General features: G+C 66.3%; 21 protein-coding genes. 13 read left to right on the forward strand and 8 right to left on the reverse strand.

The annotated features are described in order from the left end of the window. The first annotated feature begins 280 nt into the window (after positions 1–280). The 3 genes from BLQ70_RS06250 to BLQ70_RS06260 all read left to right on the forward strand — a co-directional run bounded on the left by BLQ70_RS06250 (position 281) and on the right by BLQ70_RS06260 (position 1,224). Positions 281–490 (forward strand): cold-shock protein, encoded by a 210-nt coding sequence (locus BLQ70_RS06250; RefSeq protein WP_061969466.1) that lies wholly within the window; start codon positions 281–283, stop codon positions 488–490. A 140-nt stretch (positions 491–630) separates the two neighbouring features. After that, positions 631–921: a 30S ribosomal protein S21 gene (gene rpsU / locus BLQ70_RS06255; RefSeq protein WP_091856290.1), complete on the forward strand. Its 291-nt coding sequence runs from the start codon at positions 631–633 to the stop codon at positions 919–921. A gap of 42 nt (positions 922–963) precedes the next feature. Beyond that, positions 964–1,224: a hypothetical protein gene (locus BLQ70_RS06260; protein ID WP_061969462.1), complete on the forward strand. Its 261-nt coding sequence runs from the start codon at positions 964–966 to the stop codon at positions 1,222–1,224. A 150-nt stretch (positions 1,225–1,374) separates the two neighbouring features. On the opposite strand, the gene BLQ70_RS06265 is transcribed toward BLQ70_RS06260, so the two are convergent. Next, a complete protein-coding gene (locus BLQ70_RS06265) occupies positions 1,375–1,728 on the reverse strand; it encodes a cupin domain-containing protein (RefSeq protein WP_091856652.1) in 354 nt (117 codons plus the stop codon). 120 nt (positions 1,729–1,848) lie between these two features. Between BLQ70_RS06265 and BLQ70_RS06270 the strand changes: the two genes are divergently transcribed. The 8 genes from BLQ70_RS06270 (at position 1,849) to BLQ70_RS06305 (ending at position 8,107) form a co-directional block, all read left to right on the forward strand. Further along, positions 1,849–2,367 (forward strand): MarR family winged helix-turn-helix transcriptional regulator, encoded by a 519-nt coding sequence (locus BLQ70_RS06270; RefSeq protein ID WP_425284561.1) that lies wholly within the window; start codon positions 1,849–1,851, stop codon positions 2,365–2,367. After that, positions 2,364–2,933, forward strand: a complete 570-nt coding sequence (locus tag BLQ70_RS06275; protein WP_091856292.1) for a chloramphenicol phosphotransferase CPT family protein — start codon at positions 2,364–2,366, stop codon at positions 2,931–2,933. The genes BLQ70_RS06270 and BLQ70_RS06275 overlap by 4 nt, the downstream gene beginning before the upstream one ends. 142 nt (positions 2,934–3,075) lie before the next feature. After that, entirely contained in the window at positions 3,076–4,095 is a 1,020-nt protein-coding gene (locus tag BLQ70_RS06280; RefSeq protein WP_091856293.1) for an NADP-dependent oxidoreductase, read from the forward strand. An 84-nt stretch (positions 4,096–4,179) separates the two neighbouring features. After that, the gene (lgt, locus tag BLQ70_RS06285; RefSeq protein WP_091856653.1) at positions 4,180–5,034 is read left to right on the forward strand and encodes a prolipoprotein diacylglyceryl transferase; all 855 of its coding nucleotides are present in this window, start codon (positions 4,180–4,182) and stop codon (positions 5,032–5,034) included. After that, on the forward strand, positions 5,031–6,122 hold the full coding sequence (locus tag BLQ70_RS06290; RefSeq protein ID WP_091856294.1) for a class I SAM-dependent methyltransferase: 1,092 nt from the start codon (positions 5,031–5,033) through the stop codon (positions 6,120–6,122). The genes lgt and BLQ70_RS06290 overlap by 4 nt, the downstream gene beginning before the upstream one ends. 42 nt (positions 6,123–6,164) lie before the next feature. Continuing rightward, positions 6,165–6,929 (forward strand): peptidoglycan editing factor PgeF, encoded by a 765-nt coding sequence (gene pgeF, locus BLQ70_RS06295; protein ID WP_091856295.1) that lies wholly within the window; start codon positions 6,165–6,167, stop codon positions 6,927–6,929. 140 nt (positions 6,930–7,069) lie between these two features. Beyond that, positions 7,070–7,354, forward strand: coding sequence for a hypothetical protein (locus tag BLQ70_RS06300; RefSeq protein WP_091856296.1), 285 nt, complete (start codon positions 7,070–7,072; stop codon positions 7,352–7,354). A gap of 123 nt (positions 7,355–7,477) precedes the next feature. Continuing rightward, positions 7,478–8,107, forward strand: coding sequence for a 2-hydroxychromene-2-carboxylate isomerase (locus BLQ70_RS06305; RefSeq protein WP_091856654.1), 630 nt, complete (start codon positions 7,478–7,480; stop codon positions 8,105–8,107). Between the two features lie 3 nt (positions 8,108–8,110). Here the strand turns inward: BLQ70_RS06305 and BLQ70_RS06310 are convergent, their stop codons facing one another. Together BLQ70_RS06310 and BLQ70_RS06315 are read right to left on the reverse strand one after the other, a co-directional pair. Then, positions 8,111–8,857: an SDR family oxidoreductase gene (locus BLQ70_RS06310; RefSeq protein ID WP_091856297.1), complete on the reverse strand. Its 747-nt coding sequence runs from the start codon at positions 8,855–8,857 to the stop codon at positions 8,111–8,113. Then, a complete protein-coding gene (locus tag BLQ70_RS06315) occupies positions 8,850–9,665 on the reverse strand; it encodes a glycosyltransferase family 2 protein (RefSeq protein ID WP_061969445.1) in 816 nt (271 codons plus the stop codon). Before BLQ70_RS06315 ends, BLQ70_RS06310 begins: the two co-directional genes overlap by 8 nt. Before the next feature lie 373 nt (positions 9,666–10,038). Between BLQ70_RS06315 and BLQ70_RS06320 the strand changes: the two genes are divergently transcribed. Beyond that, positions 10,039–10,689: an outer membrane protein gene (locus tag BLQ70_RS06320; RefSeq protein ID WP_061969443.1), complete on the forward strand. Its 651-nt coding sequence runs from the start codon at positions 10,039–10,041 to the stop codon at positions 10,687–10,689. A 159-nt stretch (positions 10,690–10,848) separates the two neighbouring features. Here the strand turns inward: BLQ70_RS06320 and BLQ70_RS06325 are convergent, their stop codons facing one another. From BLQ70_RS06325 to BLQ70_RS06340, 4 genes are all read right to left on the reverse strand, one after another. After that, positions 10,849–11,451: a glutathione S-transferase gene (locus BLQ70_RS06325; RefSeq protein WP_091856298.1), complete on the reverse strand. Its 603-nt coding sequence runs from the start codon at positions 11,449–11,451 to the stop codon at positions 10,849–10,851. 34 nt (positions 11,452–11,485) lie between these two features. Next, on the reverse strand, positions 11,486–12,337 hold the full coding sequence (locus BLQ70_RS06330) for a 23S rRNA (adenine(2030)-N(6))-methyltransferase RlmJ (protein ID WP_091856299.1): 852 nt from the start codon (positions 12,335–12,337) through the stop codon (positions 11,486–11,488). A 63-nt stretch (positions 12,338–12,400) separates the two neighbouring features. Next, positions 12,401–13,066: a ribonuclease T2 family protein gene (locus BLQ70_RS06335; RefSeq protein ID WP_091856655.1), complete on the reverse strand. Its 666-nt coding sequence runs from the start codon at positions 13,064–13,066 to the stop codon at positions 12,401–12,403. Positions 13,067–13,082: 16 nt separating this feature from the next. After that, positions 13,083–13,541 carry a hypothetical protein gene (locus tag BLQ70_RS06340; RefSeq protein ID WP_061969436.1) on the reverse strand — a complete coding sequence of 153 codons (459 nt, stop codon included), beginning with the start codon at positions 13,539–13,541 and terminating at the stop codon, positions 13,083–13,085. Positions 13,542–13,715: 174 nt separating this feature from the next. On the opposite strand from BLQ70_RS06340, the gene BLQ70_RS06345 reads away from it, so the two are divergent. Continuing rightward, positions 13,716–14,351, forward strand: a complete 636-nt coding sequence (locus tag BLQ70_RS06345) for a pyridoxamine 5'-phosphate oxidase family protein (protein WP_061969434.1) — start codon at positions 13,716–13,718, stop codon at positions 14,349–14,351. A 10-nt stretch (positions 14,352–14,361) separates the two neighbouring features. On the opposite strand, the gene BLQ70_RS06350 is transcribed toward BLQ70_RS06345, so the two are convergent. Next, positions 14,362–14,775 (reverse strand): hypothetical protein, encoded by a 414-nt coding sequence (locus BLQ70_RS06350; RefSeq protein ID WP_091856300.1) that lies wholly within the window; start codon positions 14,773–14,775, stop codon positions 14,362–14,364. Between the last annotated feature and the right edge of the window lie 123 nt (positions 14,776–14,898).

Raw genomic sequence — 14,898 nt, forward strand, 5'->3', positions numbered from 1 at the left:
ACATCCTTGATGAAACCGGCAGCGCGTCACGATCGGCGATGGTTTCTCATCGTTGTTCGCGGCCTTTCATGCTGCGCCTTTTTCGTTTCCCGGAGCAGCCATCCTGCCGCTGATTGACATCAGGACGGCCATGGCCTAATTGTTAATTTCGATTTAGGCCCGATGACTTGGCCATTCGCTGCTTTCGAGCGCGACATGCTGACGATTTTCTTCCTTTTATCGAACTCACTGCCGCATGTTTTCCATGGGGCTTGGATAAACATGTTTGCGGGAGGCTCATATGGCTTCTGGTTCGGTTAAGTGGTTCAACGCCACCAAGGGTTTCGGTTTCATTCAGCCTGACGATGGCGGCCAGGATGTGTTCGTTCACATCAGCGCTGTCGAGCGTGCCGGCATGCGCGATCTGCGCGAAGGCCAGAAGATCTCGTACGAGATCGTCCAGGACAAGCGTTCGGGCAAGAGCTCGGCCGACAACCTGCGGGCCGAGTAACCGCCTGGGAGGCGGAACGACGACGCTTTGAGGCGACCACGGATGTACCGGCGCCGCGACACGAAGTTTCGCACCAGCGGTTAAGTCGAAGGGTCGGGACCAACAAGCCCGGCCCTTTTGTGTTTTTGGAAAGGACAACCATGCAAGTTCTCGTTCGGGACAATAATGTCGAGCAGGCGCTCCGCGTTCTGAAGAAGAAGCTGCAGCGCGAAGGCGTGTTTCGCGAGATGAAGCAGCGCCGCGCCTATGAGAAGCCGTCCGAACGACGCGTGCGTGAGCAGGGCGAGGCGGTTCGCCGCGCCAAGAAGGCTGCCCGCAAGCAGGCGCAGCGCGAAGGCCTGCTGCCGGCGCCGAAGCGCAAGCTTCCCCTCGGCAAGGGCCGTCCCGGAGCTGGCCCCGGAGCCGGAGCACCGCGTCCTCCCTCCATCTGATCGGCGGAGACCAATTGGGGCCTGTTGAGTAAGGAGTTTCGAATGTCGAGCCGCAACATGAAGCTGGACGAGATCAAGGCTCGGGCGCAGGCGGCTTTCGAGACCACCGAGCAGCGCAAGAAGGATGCCCTTGTTGCGTGGCAGGCGCTTGAGGATCAGGCCAGCCAGACCCGCCTGAAGACCGAAAAGTTGCGGGCCTTGCGCCTTGCCCGGGATGCCGAGGAGGCTGCGGCCAAGGCGGCTGCCTCACGCAGCGAGGCGGCGACAAAGCGGCCGCGCAAGGCCGCTGCGAAATCTCTCTGAAGCTTCGCTGATGATGACCAAGGGCAGGCGCCACGATGCGCCGCCCTTGCATTTCGGCCGCCGCTGCGATCGCGTATTGCGCCCTTAGGGCGGCGCGGCGCCGTCAAGGCCGGCGCAATTCGTTTCGCACAACGGCAGTTCTGTGCGCGCTCAGGCGGCAGCTCCTTCCCCGACCCAATCCTGAACGATAGCGTGGTTGGCGTGGATGCAGATGAGCTCCAGCCTCCCCGAGCCGATATTGACGAATTTGTGAGGGATTCCGGCCGGGCCGACCACGATTGCCCCCGCGCCGGCCCGCAGCTTTTCCCGGCCGACCGTGAATTCCGCCTCGCCGGATCGGATCACCCAGGTTTCCGAATACGGATGGACATGCAGGCCCGGTCCCTGGCCCGGCTCGTTGTCGACCAGGAAGAACGAGACCTGCGAGCCATAGCCGCCGCCCTCGAATTTCGCCGTCCGGCTCGTGCCGCTGCGCAGGATGTCGCTGTCGATCGCCGTCGTCATCACCATCTCCTCCAAATTATCTTTATGCTAAGATAATTATCAGAATCTGTCTTCGCGTCAAGATATCTCTTGGCGCGAAGCCCGCTGTGAGGCAGAGGAGGGATGGGGGAAGGGCAGGCGATGACGAAGATGGATCATGTCGAGCGGGTCAGGGCGCAATGGGCCCGCGAGTTGCCGGACCTCGATACGACGCCCACCGCGATCTTGGGGCGGGCTTATCGGCTGGCCAATCTCGTGCGGCCGAGCATCGAGGAGACCTTCGCCGGGTTCGGCCTCGATCGTGGCGAATTCGATGTCATCAGCACCTTGCGCCGCAGCGGGCCGCCTTATCGGCTGACGCCGACAGCGCTCTATCGCTTCCTGATGATCACCTCCGGCGGGCTGACGCACCGGCTGGGGCGGCTGGAGAAAGCCGGGTTGATCCGCCGCGAGAAATCGGCGGAGGACGGGCGCAGCCTGCTCGTCGTCCTGACCGATCTGGGCTTCCGGCGGGCCGAGGAAGCGCTGCGCGCCGACATGGCGAGCGAGGCGCAGTTCCTCGCAAGTCTCGACCCGGCCAAGCGAGCGGCCTTGGCGGAACTTCTGAAGGAGCTTCTGGCGACGCTCGAAACCGAAGCACCGCCGGAGCGGGAAGAATGACCGCTGCCGGATCCGGCCGCATCATCCTGCTCAACGGCGCGTCGAGCAGCGGCAAGTCCTCGCTGGCGCGCGCCATACAGGCGCGGATCGACCGGCCGTTCTGGCATATCTCGATCGACCATCTCCGCGATTCCGGCGTGCTGCCGAGCGCCCGGATCAAGAGCGGGGAATTCGACTGGCGGACCATGCGGGAAGCCTTCTTCCTCGGCTTCGAACGCTCGCTTGCCGCCTATGTCGCGGCTGGCAACGACCTCGTCGTGGAGCACATCATGGAAAGCGAGGCCTGGCTCCTGCGGCTCGTCGACACGCTCGTCGGGCATGACGTCTTCTTCGTCGGTGTGCATTGCCCGCTCGACGAGCTCGAACGGCGCGAGCAGGAACGGGGCGACAGGCCGCTCGGCGATGCCCGGCGCGACTTCCATCGCATCCATTCCTACTGCCTCTACGATGCCGAGGTGGATGCGATGCAGGACAAGGAGGCCAATGCCGACGCGGTCATCGCCGCATGGCAGGCGCGGATGCGGCCCTCTGCCTTCAACCGGTTGCGCGAGCGCCACAGCCGCTGAGCGAAGCCCGGCTCACCGATTGCCATGTCATCGACGCGCCCGCGCCGGCTGCGAATGCAGGGCGAGGGGACTGCCCTCCGTCTCAGGCTGCGCCAATATGATTGAGACAGGCTCGCGCCGATATCACCGAGGATCGAAACCCATGCCCCAGTCCGACAGCGCTCGAATCGTTCTCGCTTCCCGTCCGGAAGGCCGTCCCGCCCCGCAGAACTTCCGGCTTGAGCACGTCGCCATCCCGGCGATCGGCGACGGGCAGGTGCTGCTCAAAATCCTCTACCTCTCGCTCGACCCCTATATGCGCGGACGGATGAGCGCGGCGAAATCCTATGCTGCCGCCACCGAGATCGGGCAGCCGATGGAGGGCGGGACCGTCGGCGAGGTGATCGAGAGCCGCGATCCCGCCTTCAAGCCCGGCGATATCGTTCTCTCCCATTCCGGCTGGCAGTCGCATGCGGTCGCGAACGCCGCGCAACTGCGCAAGCTCGACCCGAAAGCAGCGCCGCTGACGACGGCGCTCGGCGTGCTCGGCATGCCAGGCTTCACTGCCTATGCCGGCCTGCTCACCATCGGCCAGCCCAAGCCGGGCGAGACGGTCGTCGTCGCGGCGGCGAGCGGGCCGGTCGGCTCGGCGGTCGGGCAGATCGCGCGGATCAAGGGCGCGCGGGCGGTCGGCATTGCCGGCGGCCCCGAGAAATGCGCCTTCGTGCGCGACACCTTCGGTTTCGACGCGGTGATCGACCATCGCGATCCCGATATGGCGGCCAAGCTCGCGGCGGCCTGCCCCGATGGCATCGACGTCTATTTCGAGAATGTCGGCGGCCATGTCTGGGATGCGGTCTTCCCGCTGCTCAATACGTTCGCACGCATCCCGGTCTGCGGCCTCGTCGCGCAATACAATGCCAGCGGCACGTTTCCCGGGCCGGACCGGCTGCCGGGGATGATGCGCGACGTCCTGTCGAAGAGCCTGACGATCCGCGGCTTCATCCAGCGCGAATTCGCCGCCGCGCAGGCGCCGACCTTCCGGGAGGAGATGGCGCGCTGGATCGCGGAGGGCGCGGTCAAGTACAAGGAAGACATCGTTGCGGGCCTGGAGAACGCGCCCGAGGCCTTCATCGGCCTGCTGGAGGGCCGGAATTTCGGCAAGCTGATCGTCAAGATCTGAGCGAGGGCGCCACGCGCCAGCCTTTTTCCTTGACCATTGAGCGGGCGCGCGGCCATCTCGCCGCGCCCGCCACCGGACCTTGCCATGCCCGTTTTTGCCATTCCCTTCCCGATGATCGACCCCGTCGCGGTGCAGCTCGGGCCGCTGGCGATCAAATGGTACGGACTTGCCTATGTCGTCGGGCTGCTCGGCGGCTGGTGGTATGCGCGCAAGCTCGTGGCCTCGGACTGGCTCTGGGCCGGGCGGGCTCGGCCTCAAGCCGTCGAACTCGACGATATGCTGCTCTTCGTCGCCTTCGGCGTGGTGCTCGGCGGACGCACCGGATTCGTGCTGTTCTACGATCTGCCACGCTATCTCGAGCGGCCGCAGGACATCCTGGCGATCTGGCAGGGCGGCATGTCCTTTCATGGCGGCCTGATCGGCGCGACGCTGGGCCTGTGGCTCTTCGCCAGGCGGCGTGGCTATCCGGCCCTGTCGGTCTTTGACCTCGCTGCCGCGGTGGTGCCGATCGGGCTCCTGCTCGGGCGCATCGCCAATTTCATCAATGGCGAGCTCTGGGGCCGTCCGGCGCCCGATTTCCCCTATGCCATGGTGTTCCCGAATGGCGGGCCGCTGCCGCGCCATCCGAGCCAGCTCTACGAGGCCTTCGCCGAGGGGCTCCTGCTCTTCGTGCTGGTCAACCTGCTGGTCCGGGCCGGCGGTTTCAGAAAGCCAGGCCTCGTCGCCGGCGTCTTCGGCATGGGTTATGCGGTCGCCCGCATCGTCTGCGAGTTCTTCCGCGAGCCCGATCCGCAGCTCGGCTTCCTGTTCGGGACCTCGGTCGATGCGCTCTCGGGCGGCATCACCATGGGCATGCTGCTGTCGCTGCCGGTGTTTTTCGCCGGCCTGTGGCTGGTGCTGCGCAGCCGGCGCGAGACGCCCGGCGAGGCGCGGGCGTGACCACGCTCAAGGCCGAGATCATCGACCTGATCCGGCAGGAGGGGCCGATCGGCATCGGCCGTTACATGGCGCTGGCGCTCGGCCATCCTCGCCACGGCTACTACATGACGCGCGACCCTCTGGGGACTGAGGGCGATTTCACCACGGCGCCCGAGATCAGCCAGATGTTCGGGGAGCTGATCGGGCTCTGGGCTGCCCATGCCTGGCAGGCGATGGGCGCACCGGCGCGGTTCCGGCTCGTCGAGCTGGGCCCCGGACGCGGCACGCTGATGGCCGACATGCTCCGGGCGACACGGATCGTGCCTGGGTTCCATGCAGCGCTCTCGGTGCATCTCGTCGAGACCAGCCCGGTCCTGCGCGCGCGGCAGGCGGAGGCGCTCAAGGGGTTCGAGACGGTCTGGCACGATGCGATTGCCGGCGCCCTCGACGGCCCGGTGGCCGTGATCGCCAACGAGTTCCTCGACGCCTTGCCGCTCGACCAGTTCGTGATGACCCCGGAGGGCTGGCGCGAGCGGCTGGTCGGGCTTGGCGATGACGGCGAACTCACCTTCGGCCTGTCTGCTGTCGGCGAAGGCACCCTGAAGGTTGCTGCAGCTGCCGGCTCCGTATTCGAGCAGCCTGCCATTGCGCTCGACATCGTCACGCAGCTTGCCGGTCATCTGGCATCGCAAGGCGGGGTGGCTCTGTTCATCGACTACGGTTCGGCGCGCTCGGGGTTCGGCGATACGCTGCAGGCCATGAAGCGGCATGAATTCGTCGATCCGCTTGCAGAGCCCGGCGAGGCGGACCTGACGGTCCATGTCGATTTCGAGCGCATGGGGCAGGCGGCGTTCAAGGCCGGTGCCGCCTTGCACGGGCCGGCGACGCAGCGCGATTTCCTGCTGGCGCTGGGGCTGCCGCAGCGGGCGCAGGCGCTGTCGCTCAAGGCGGACGCCGAGCAGCGGGTGGCCATTTCCGCCGCCTTCGACCGCCTGATCGCTCCGGGCGAGACCGGCATGGGCGATTTGTTCAAGGTTCTCGCGCTATCGCAGCGGAACCTGCCGCCCCTGCCCGGATTTGACCTTCATCGGCTGCCAGATCAGGGCTGACCTCAGCGGAGCCTCGCGGCCTCGCACCAACCGGACAAGATCATGTTCATCACCGCCCGCGAACTCGCCGGAGAAGCCGGCATCCGTCACGCCTTCTTCACCCGCGAAGGCGGCGCCTCGACCGGCATCTATGCGTCGCTCAATGGCGGGCTCGGCTCCGCCGACGACCCGGCGGCGATTGTCGAGAACCGGGCGCGGATGGCGCGTCATCTCGAAGTTTCGCCGGAGAACCTGATCAGCCTCTATCAGGTGCATTCCGCCGACGTGGAGGTGGTGACCGGCCCCTGGCCGGGCGAGCGCCCCAAGGCCGACGCGATGGTGACCACGGCCTCCCATGTCGCGCTCGGTATCTCCACCGCCGATTGCGGGCCGATTCTCTTCGCCGATGGCGAGGCGCGGGTGATCGGCGCGGCTCATTCCGGCTGGAAGGGCGCCTTCACCGGCATCGTCGGTGCGACCGTGACAGCGATGGAAAAGCTCGGCGCACGGCGCGAGCGCATCACCGCCGTGCTCGGTCCGACGATCAGCGCCAAGGCTTATGAAGTCGGGCCGGAATTCATCGAACGCTTCAAAGCCGAGAACCCGACCTATTCCCGCTTCTTCAACCCGTCCGAGCGTGCCGCGCATGCGATGTTCGACCTGCCGGCCTTCATCGGGCTCAAGGCGCAGGAAGCGGGGATCGGCCGATTCGTCGATATGGGCCTGTGCACCTATGGCGACGAGCAGCGCTTCTTCAGCTACCGGCGCACGACCCATCGCGGCGAGCCCGATTATGGCCGCCTGATCGCGGCCATCACCCTCGACTGAGCAGATTGCGGTTGATGGCGTGGCGCGACGGCTTGTCGCACCGCGCCGACCGGGGCATCGTTCCCTCGGGCCGTGGGGAACGCATCGCTTCCTCCTGCGGCATATGTCGTTCGGGCGGTGCATTGAGATGCGGGGCCGACATGGAACAGATCCTGATGAACCTGATCGCTGGTGCGATCGGCGGTAATGCGGCCGGCAAGGCCAGCCCGAGCTTCGATCTCGGGACGATCGGCAACACGATTTCCGGCATCGTCGGCGGCGGCGTGCTCGGACAACTGATCCCGATCGTGCTGCCGGCGATCAGCGCTGCGGCGCAAGGCGGCAATCTCAGCATTGGCGGCATCCTGACCAACCTGATCGCGGGCGGCGCCGGCGGGGCGGTCCTGACCGCGATCATCGGCGCGCTGAAGAACAAGGCCGCCTGAGCTTCTGCATAAAGACCCGGCTCCTTGCGGAGCCGGGCTGCGCATGACGCGCGGCCGGGACCTTGCGCGATGGCTCGGATGGCGGCGATGCTTGCGCCTCCAGCAGCAGCCTGCGAGGCAGTCTTGTCCCGGTCCATCACCTATTACTTCTCGCTGCATTCGCCGTGGACCTATCTCGGCAACGCGACCTTTCACGAGATCGCCCGCCGGCATGGCTGCGCGATCGACTACCGCCCGATGCCGTTGCGCTCGGTGTTCGACGAGACGGGTGGGTTGCCCTTGCCGAAGCGGCACCCCGTGCGGCAGCGCTACCGGCTGCTCGATCTCCAGCGCTGGCGCGAGGCGCGGGGTTTGCCGCTCGTGCTGCAACCGAAGCATTTTCCCTTCGACCCGTCGCAGGCCGACCGCATGGCGATCGCGATCGTCGCGTCCGGTGGCGACCCGCTGGCCTTCATCGGCGACGTGATGGCCGGCCTCTGGGCGCGCGACGAGGATATGAGCCAGCCCGAGGCGCTGCTCGCCTGTGCGTCGCGCGCCGGTCTCGATGGGCTGGCGTTGCTCGCGGCTGCGGATTCTCCCGCGATCAGGCAACGCTATGAGGAGGCGCTGGGCCAGGCTGTCGAAGCCGGCGTATTCGGCGCGCCGAGCTATGTGCTCGATGGCGAGGTGTTCTGGGGCCAGGACCGGCTCGAGTTGCTCGATGCGGCGCTCGCGAGCGGCCGGACACCCTATCGCTCGGATGGCGCCGTCTGAGAATCAGCCGACGATGTCGGGCGTGCGCCAGCCGAGGTGCTGGCCGGCATCGACGGCGATCATCTGGCCGGTCACGGAATCGGCGCGGGCGAGGTAGAGCACGGCTTCGGCGATCTCGTCGGGCATGACGCGATGCCCGAGCAGGGTTCCTGCGGCTTCCTGATCGAGCAGGTCCGCACCGTCATAATGATTGGGGAAGGTCGGGCCGGGGCCGACGGCGTTGACGCGAATGCGCGGAGCCAGCGCCTGTGCCAGCGTCCGGGTCGCGGTGAGCAGGGCGGCCTTGGACAAGGTGTAGGAGTAATATTGTGGCGTCAGTTTCCAGACGCGCTGGTCGACGATATTGACGACCGCGCCCTTCAGATCGGCGGGCAGGCGCTCCGCCATGATGCCGACCAATTGAGAGGGCGCGCGCAGGTTGATGGAGAACTGACGGTTCCACGTCGCGATATCGAGCGAACGGACATCGTCGGCAACGAAGCTCGCGGCGTTGTTGACCAGGAGCGTGACCGGGCCGAGCGCCTTTTCCGCCGCGGGAATCAGGGTCGCGACGGCGGTAGGATCGACGAGATCGGCCGTCAGAAGGCAGGCCTTGGCGCCGCCGGCCTCGAGCTTTCCCAGCAAGGCTTCGGCGTCCTGCCGGCTGTCGCCGTGATGGATCGCGACCGCATAGCCGGCTTCGGCCAGCTTCTCGACAATGGCGCGGCCGATTCGCCGGGCGCCGCCGGTGACCAGCGCGACCTCAACCATCGCGGCCGTCGCGATTCGCGGGGGGCGGAGCCGCCTGGGCAGAGGCACGTCGTTGCAGGCGGCGTTCCCAATGCTTGGCGACGCGCAGATAGCGATAGAAGGCGTAGTTCATCGCCGTCATGAAACCGTAGATGCCGCGCAATGCATGACGGCGCCCGATATAGGCCTTGAGGAAATTGGCGGGGAATTCGGCGACCAGCCGGAAGACGGACAGGGTGCCGCCGCGCGCGTCGAGATCGTCGGCCTGCGCATCGCTATAGGCATTGAGCTTGTCCATCTGCTCGCCCAGCGAGCGAACGGAGAAATGATGCACGGTTCCGCGCAGGCGCCCGACCTGCGCATCCGGCGCAAGATCGACCCGATCATGCACGGGCGAGGCCGAATAGCGGCCCTTGCTCCTGCGGTAGAGACGCACGGGCGCAAGCGCATAGGCGAATCGGTGCGGCGCGCCTTCTCCCGGAAAGATCTCGGCGATTCTCAGCTTGTAGGCGTCCTTCGGCGGCGATCCGTTCGCGAAGAGCGCGGCGATCTCGGCTGCCAGATCGGGTGGCACGACCTCATCGGCATCGAGGTTGAGCAACCAGTCATGACGGCATTGCTCTTCGGCGAAACGCTTTTGCTGGCCATAGCCCGGCCAGGCATTGAAGATGACGCGGGCTCCGCGCGCTTCAGCGAGCGCCTGCGTGCCGTCGGTCGAGCCGGAATCGACGACCACGATGTCGTCGCTCAACGTCTGCGCCGCTTCGATCGTCCGGCCGATCCGGTCCGCTTCGTTCTGGGCGATGATGAAAATCGAGAGAGGCGGCACGGTCTTCTTCGGTTCCTGTCGTCTCAAGGCTTAAGCATGCTCGGGCCTGAGCGGCAAGACAGGCTGAAAAATGCGCAATAGGCAGTGGAACCTTGGGAAAACCACGGCGTTTGTAGGCCGGGCCATGTGCCTGAGCCAGCGAGCGATCGGATTGTTATTAGTATTCGATTTACCATAGTGGCTAGTCACTGGCTGGTTAACTCGGATTTACCTATTTGCGTTCAGTTATCGTATTCGTGCCGCATTTCTGCCGCGGTCTGCAAGGCAGATGTGCTTCCGATGCAACAGACAAAGCGCGCTCCCGGTCTTATAACGGGTTCATCGAAATCAACCGCCGGGTTTTCCGGCGTCAGCGACGACTAAGGAGTTTGTCATGAAGAAGTATCTGCTTGCGAGCGTTGCCGCGCTCGGCCTCGTCGCCGCTGGCGCCGCTTCGGCCGCCGACCTGCCGTCCCGCAAGGGCCCGATCGCCGCTCCGGTCTACATGCCGCCGGCTTTCACCTGGACCGGTTTCTACGTCGGTGCCAACGCCGGCTACGGCTGGGGTAACGTGAACGCTGGCGGCTTCGCCAACGTTGGCGATCTCGACGGCTTCGTCGGCGGTGGCCAGATCGGCTACAACTACCAGATGGGCCAGTTCGTCGTCGGTCTCGAAGCCGACCTGCAGGCTGCTGACCTCAGCAGCGGCAACAACCTCGGCCTCGTCGGCGTCAAGACCGATTACTTCGGCACCGTCCGTGCTCGCGTCGGCGTCGCCTTCGACCGGTTCATGCCCTACATCACCGGTGGTTGGGCCTACGGCAACGTGAAGACCTCGATCCCGGCGATCGGCTTCTCGACGGATCGCAGCCACACCGGCGGCTTCGCCGTCGGCGGCGGTCTCGAGTATGCCGTCACCAACAACATCATCGCCGGCGTCGAGTACCTCTACGTCGACCTGGGCGAGAAGAACCTCCTCGGTGGCGGCACCAAGGTCGGCACCGACTTCTCGGTCGTCCGCGCCCGCCTCAGCTACAAGTTCTGATCCTCTCCTTCCGGAGACAGAACGGACCCGGTGGCCTCGGCCACCGGGTTTTTTGTTGCCTGGATGTCAGGGCCTCCATGTGGCAGGACACGAAAAAGCCGGCGACCAGAGTCGCCGGCTTTACAGTTTGGGGGTTGACGCTGCGCGCCGCCGTTTCGATCAACCCTTGAAGCGGGTTGTCTCGAAAGCGGGGACGCGGGCGGCGAAATCGTCGAGCCAGGCGACGAGCTTCGGATGATCGGCCCGCCATTTGCCCTCGAAGCGCAGGTCGAGATAGCCCAGCGCGCAGGCGAGCGCGATCTCGCCGATGTGCGGGCGATCGGCGAAGACGGGCGGCGCGGCTTCGAGCGCTTCCAGCCCGCGCGCGACCTTGCCGTCCTGATGCGCGACCCAGTTGGCGTTGCGGGCTTCCTCCGGCCGGAAGCGGCCTTCATAGACCTTGAGCAGCGCGGCATCGCAGATGCCGTCGGCCAGAGCCTGCAGCCGCAACTGGGCGAAGCGCGCCTCGCCGCCCGGGATGAGCCTGCCGCCGCTGAGATGGTCGAGATAATCGACGATGACGCGGGAATCGAACAGCGTCGTGCCATCCTCCAGCACCAGCGTCGGGATCTTGCCGAGAGGGTTCTGTCGGCGCAGCGCCTCGGCCGGGTCGGTGGTGTCGGCCGGGACGATCTCGATGCGGTCCATCAGCCCGAGTTCGAGAGCCGCCATCTTGACCTTGCGGCCGAACGGGGAGGCGGGGGAGGAGCGCAGGACGAGCATCGGCGAAATCCTTGATGCGGAGCGGGAAGAGCGATCAGCCGTCGGGGCGGATCGTCTCGCAGTGATAGCGCGGCCGCGCGCCCTGGGCGAGCCGTTCGGTCAGTGCCGGCAGCAGCGTTTCCGCCTCCTCGGCTAGCCGCCAGGGCGGGTTGACGACCAGCAGGCCGGTGGCACTGAGGCCGCCTGCCGCTTCCGGGCGGTCGACATCGATCTCCAGGCGCAGGAGCCGTCCGATGCCGGCATCATGGATGGCATCCATGAGGGATTCGACGCCGTTGCCGCCCTTGATCGGATACCAGAGCGCATAGATCCCGGTCGGCCATTTGCGGTGCGCCGCGATGAATTGTGCGGCGAGCGTGGCGAATTCGTCCTTCTCCTCGAAAGGCGGATCGATCAGGACGAGGCCGCGGCGTTCCTTCGGCGGAATATTGGCTCGCAGTGCCGTCCAGCCGTCGATGGCAAGCGGCCTGCAGCGCTGGTCGTACCCGATGGCTTCGGTCAGCTTGCGATAGGTCGAGGGATGAAGCTCGGCCGCGACCAGCCGGTCATCCGGCCGCATCGCATGGCGGCAGAGCCAGGGCGAGCCGGGATAGGCGCCGGAGCCATAGAGGGCGCGGGCGCCTTCCAGCGCGGCGCGATAGGGGACGAGCAGGGCTTCGACCGCGGGAGACAGAGGCGAGCGATTAATCCGCGCGACGCCGTCCTTCCATTCATGCGTCCTGAGCGCCTCTTCCGAATCGAGATCGTAGCGGCCGCTCCCGGCATGGGTGTCGATGATGCGGTAGGGCGTCGGCTTGGCGTTGAGATGCAGCAGGATGCGGGTCAGCACGACATGCTTCAGCACATCGGCGAAGTTTCCAGCGTGGAAGCCATGGCGATAGTTCATGCCGCCGTTGGTAGAGGAAGCCGCGCTGGACCGAAAGCGGCAAAGTCTTGCCGTATCCCGCTTTCAGCGCGGGCCGACGACCGTGAATTCCCGGGCGCGGCAGCCGGAGCGGTCAACCTGCTGGCAGGTGCGGAAGTCGCGGAGATCCCTGGTGAAGCAGATCTTGACCTCCTGGAGAACGCCGCGCTTGCAGGCCACCGACATCATATCCGGGCGGAGACCTGGATTGGCGGCGGCGAAGGCGCGTTCGAGATCGATCGCGGTCCAGCTCTGGTCGTGGTCCGCCTTGGCCAGGGCCGGCGGGATCACGACCTTCTCGCGGGCGCGGCGGACATCGCGAAAATAGTCGCTCGGGCTCGAGCCCGTGCAGGTGCCGTGCTTGCGCCACTGGTAGCGGGCGAGCCCCTCGGTCGGGAACAGGCCTTCCGCCTGTTCCATCGCGATCCGGGAAGGCGATCGTCCGGCCGGGCCGCAATCGCTGGGATAGCCGCGCTCGTTCTGTGGCCAGAGGCCGTGCACGACGAAGCGCAGGCCGGAGCCCTCGCCGCATTGCTCGCGATTGCGCGTGCGGTCGCCGTCGAGTTCGCAGAAGCCCGGCGACCAGGACAACGCCAGGACGTAGAAATCGAAATCGCCGGGCGCGGCGCTGCGTTGGCCGAAGCCTTGCGCATGGCCCGCGGCGGTGAAGCCGAACAGTGCCAGGCCCGCCGCGACCAACAGCCGCTTCATCATCGGACCGCCTGGGTTACGGGCGCGCCATCTTGCAATTGGGTGCATAGGAACGCTGCCGGTCGAGGCCGTTGACGCACCAGTTGACGTTCCAGGTCATGCCGAAGAGGCCGAGAGACTCGCGCACGGAATAATCGACGCGACGGAACTTGCCGTCGTTCAACAGGACGCGGCCACTGCAGAAGCGCCGCGGGATGAAGTCGGCGCCCCAGCTGCGATAGCCGATCTGCGAAACGCGATCGTAGGACAGCGCCTGGAGCGGGCCCCAATAGGTGTCCTCGCGGGAATTGAAGCGGCTGGTGACTTCACCGAGCACGGCGGGGTCGTCACAGCCGGGGAGGTTGCCGTACATCGCGAAGGTGCGGTTCTCCGCGCGGTCCGCAGGATGGACGAAGCGGCCGTTCGCTGCGCTGGCCGCGAAGCCCGCGATGCAGGCGATGGAAACAAGGGCGGTTCGCAGCAGGGCGCGGCGCATCGAATCAGGCCTCGTATGGGAGGGCGAAGTTGGCATGCACGATGGCGGTGCACCGGGCGCCGGTCAAGGCGGCAGAGAGCGCCATGCGGAGAAGTCGGGCCGGTACGAATCCCCCCGCGCTGGCGCGATCCGCGGCAATCGGACAGATTGATCGGATAAACACGGGGAAACGACATGACGGACTGCTTCGACGATCCGGCGGCGCGCATCGAGGACGCGGATGCCTTGCGCGGCCATATCGGCCCGGTTTCGCCGCTGGCGACCGGCAAGGTGCTGCGCCGGCTCGACCAGTTCTGCCGGGATTTCATCGCGCTCTCGCCCTTCCTGGTTCTTGCGAGCTGCGATGCCGAGGGCAATGCCGATGCAAGTCCGCGCGGCGACGGGCCGGGCTTCGTGCGCGTGCTCGACGACAATACCCTGCTGATCCCCGACCGGCGCGGCAACAACCGGGTCGATTCCTTCGGCAACATCCTCTCCGCCCCGGGGGTCGGGCTCGTCTTCATGGTGCCGGGGATTCCGGAGACCCTGCGCGTCAACGGCAAGGCGCATGCGACGCGCGATCCCGCTCTGCTGGCGCCTTCCGTCATGCAGGAACGCGTGCCGGTGACAGGGCTCGTCGTCACGGTCGAGGAAGCCTATTTCCATTGCGGCAAGGCGCTGATCCGCTCGAAGCTGTGGGACCCGGCCTCGCAGGTGCCGCGCAACTCCTTCCCGACGCTCGGCCGCATCATTGCCGACCAGACCAAGGCGGTCGACGGCGACGAGGCCGATCGCAATCTCGAGGAAGCCTACCGCCTGCGCCTGTATTGAGGGTGCCTGCTCAGCGCTCGGGCATGCCGCTGGCTGAGCGATCCTGCCGGCGGCGGTACAGGAGCGTGCCGAGTTGCCAGGCGGCGAAGGCAAGGAAGCCAAGGCCGATCAGGCTGCGGTTGCGGGCCGATTCCGAGAGATTTGCGAAGCTCCTGTCATAGGAGAGCAGGATTTTTCCTGCGCTCGTCGCCTCGTAGACCAGCCCGGCATCGGGGTCGACGAGGAAGCGCAGTGGCTGGCCCCAGCGGATATCGTCTAGGCCGTCGACCCAGAGATTGCGCGGCGGCGCATAGGTCTGGAGCATCCGGCCGGATGCGACGAGGGGAAGGAGCTGGGTGCGATAGCCGCCGCGATGGCGGCCGATCCCGCCGCTGACGATGGGCGTCTCGATCGAGATCGGGCCGACATGCTCGGCAACCGTCAATCTGTCTCGGGGCAGGGGCCAGGCAAGCCAGCCGGCAAGGGCCATGAAGAGGCCGAAGCCGGCCGCACCGAGGCCGACGGTGACGATCCAGGCGTCTGATGGCTTCCGATCCGTCGGCGTGCC

Origin of the sequence: Allobosea robiniae (genome assembly GCF_900102525.1) — a bacterium.
GTDB classification, from domain to species: domain Bacteria; phylum Pseudomonadota; class Alphaproteobacteria; order Rhizobiales; family Beijerinckiaceae; genus Allobosea; species Allobosea robiniae.